Annotated in this window: 2 protein-coding genes and 2 pseudogenes; 2 read left to right on the plus strand and 2 right to left on the minus strand. The window is 61.6% G+C overall.

What is annotated here, in order from left to right:
• Nucleotides 1–316: pseudogene (locus EN969_RS26450) on the minus strand (choline ABC transporter permease subunit); the annotation flags it as partial.
• 134 nt (nt 317–450) lie between these two features.
• Nucleotides 451–1,386, minus strand: a complete 936-nt coding sequence (locus EN969_RS26455) for a choline ABC transporter substrate-binding protein (RefSeq protein ID WP_013529956.1) — start codon at nt 1,384–1,386, stop codon at nt 451–453.
• 237 nt (nt 1,387–1,623) lie between these two features.
• On the opposite strand from EN969_RS26455, the gene EN969_RS26460 reads away from it, so the two are divergent.
• Nucleotides 1,624–2,235, plus strand: a complete 612-nt coding sequence (locus EN969_RS26460; RefSeq protein ID WP_013529955.1) for a thymidine kinase — start codon at nt 1,624–1,626, stop codon at nt 2,233–2,235.
• 89 nt (nt 2,236–2,324) lie between these two features.
• A pseudogene (locus EN969_RS36785) lies at nt 2,325–2,488 on the plus strand (cytochrome c family protein); the annotation flags it as partial.

Raw genomic sequence — 2,488 nt, forward strand, 5'->3', positions numbered from 1 at the left:
CGACGACCAGCACCAGCGTCTGCACCGTCTGCTTCCAAAGGTTCTGGTTGATGATGAAGATCAGGCCGAGAAAGACGCCGATGGCAAGCGGTCGCGAGCGTTGCAGCAGCCAGGCGACAACGGCGATGACCAGCGCCAGCAGCACCGGCGGCACCATCAAGAGGATGCCGACCAGCCCGTCGAGCAGGAAATTGAGGCCATTCGAAAAGGCCCTGAACACAGTGTCGAAATTGTCGGTGAGGAAACCGAAGAAGGCCTTTCCCCAGGCGCCGATCGGAATCTTGTGATCGACCATGAATTTCGAAATCGGATCCATATCGCCCCTCTCGTGCAGGAGACCGCCCTGCCCCTCGGCCTCGGCCGTCGTCATCTTGTCACAGGATATGAAAAAGGGCAGCCTTTTCTAAGATGGCTGCCCTTCCTGGTTCGGCTTTGCCGAATTCAGTCGGCTCAGCTTCCGAGCGCGGTCTTGATGGCGGCGGCAGCGTCACCGCCGTCGAAGGTGGTCACGCCGGCTATCCACGGGGCAACGGCATCCGGGTGCTTCTTCAGCCAGTCGGTTGCAACCGTATTGGCGTCGCCGCCCTTGAGGATCGCGTCCATCATCTCGCCTTCCATGTCCAGGTTGAACTTCAGGTTGGCGATGAACTTGCCGGCGTTCGGGCATTCGGTGGTGTAGCCCTTGCGCACATTGGTGTAGACGGTGGCGGCGCCGAAGCCGCTGTCGCCCATGCCGTCGAGATAGGTGATCTTCATGGCGCCCATCACCGGATGCGGCGTCCAGCCGAGGAAGGCGATCCATTCATTGTTCTTCATCGACTGCTCGGCCTGCGTCAGCATGCCGGCTTCCGAGGATTCGACCAGCTCGAAGCCTTCGAGATTGTCCTTCGGGTTCTTGATCATGTCGAGGATGATGCGGTTGCCGTCATTGCCGGCCTCGATGCCATAGATCTTGCCGTTGAACTTGTCCTTGAACTTGCCGATATCGGTCAGCGATTTGACGCCGGCGTCGGCGACATAGGTCGGCACGACGATGCCGTAGCCGGCGCCGGTCAGGTTGGTGCTGATCGTCTCGACCGAACCGTCGGCTGTATAGTCCTTGATGTCGTTGGTCATCGACGGCATCCAGTTGCCGAGGAACACGTCGAGATCCTTGTTCTTCAGCGACGCCATGGTCACCGGCACCGACAGCTGGATCGTTTGCGGCTCATAGCCGAGCGCGGTCAGCAGCACGGAGGCGACGCCGGTCGTCGCCTGGATGTCGGTCCAGCCGACGTCGGAAAGGCGCACCGCCTTGCAGCTTGCCGGATCACCGGCGTAGGCAGCGCTGGTTGACAAAAAAGCCGCCAGGCCGAGGCCGGCGACGAAAGAGTTCATACGCGACATAGACAGTCTCCCATTGTGATTCTTTGGCGAAGCGTAGCTACGGTTTCTATGCCCGCCTTGTTTCGTCAGCCAAACACCATTCTGGTGTGGTTTCAAGCATTAAGACAATCACGATCAACGGCGCGGGCTGGCCAATCAGCGACACATCAGGCGCTTTTGTCTGGCCAGCCGGCTTTTTCAGGGGAATGCCGCTCTGGCCCCTCCCCGTGTCAGGCCAAGTCGGCTTAAAAGAGCGGCATGGCCAAGCTTTACTTCCACTACGCGACGATGAACGCCGGCAAGACGACGATGCTCTTGCAGGCCTCTTACAATTACCGCGAGCGCGGCATGGGCACGATGCTGTTCGTCGCCGGCCACTACCGCAAGGGCGATACAGGCCTGATCTCGTCGCGCATAGGCCTGGAGACGGAAGCCGAGATGTTTCGCGACGGCGACGATCTGTTCGCCCGCGTCGCCGCTCATCACGCGCATACGTCGGTGCATTGCGTCTTCGTCGACGAGGCGCAGTTCCTCGAGGAAGAGCAGGTCTGGCAGCTCGCCCGCATCGCCGACCGGCTGAACATCCCGGTCATGTGCTACGGCCTGCGCACCGATTTCCAGGGCAAGCTGTTTTCCGGCTCGCGCGCGCTGCTGGCCATCGCCGACGATTTGCGCGAAGTGCGCACCATCTGCCGATGCGGCCGCAAGGCGACGATGGTCGTGCGCCTCGGCCCCGATGGCAAGGTGGCGCGCCAGGGCGAGCAGGTGGCGATCGGCAAGGACGTCTATGTCTCGCTCTGCCGCCGCCACTGGGAGGAAGAGATGGGCCGCGCCGCGCCAGACGACTTCATCGGCTTTATCAAGGGCTGACGGTCGGCGGCCTTGACCCCGGCCCGATGCAGCGTTTCTTAAGGCCTCGGTACTATAACGCAGCCAGCCAGAGCTCCCCGGGGTCAGCCATGCTTCGAGACGCTTCGTTCGCCAGTATCCTTCTCCTTGCCAGCTCGCTCGTAGCCCATGCCGGCGGTGATCCTGCCCTGGGCAAGAAGGTCTTCAACCGATGCATGGCCTGCCATGACGCAGCCACCGACCGCGACAAGGTCGGTCCGCATCTGTTGGGCGT

The organism is Mesorhizobium sp. M7A.F.Ca.CA.003.01.2.1, assembly GCF_003998945.1.
Classification (GTDB): Bacteria; Pseudomonadota; Alphaproteobacteria; order Rhizobiales; family Rhizobiaceae; genus Mesorhizobium; species Mesorhizobium ciceri.

Bases quoted from the DNA above. Each gene is read 5' to 3' on its own strand.
- EN969_RS26460 (WP_013529955.1), top strand. From the start codon at position 1,624: ATGGCCAAGCTTTACTTCCACTACGCGACGATGAACGCCGGCAAGACG.
- EN969_RS26455 (WP_013529956.1), bottom strand. From the start codon at position 1,386: ATGTCGCGTATGAACTCTTTCGTCGCCGGCCTCGGCCTGGCGGCTTTT.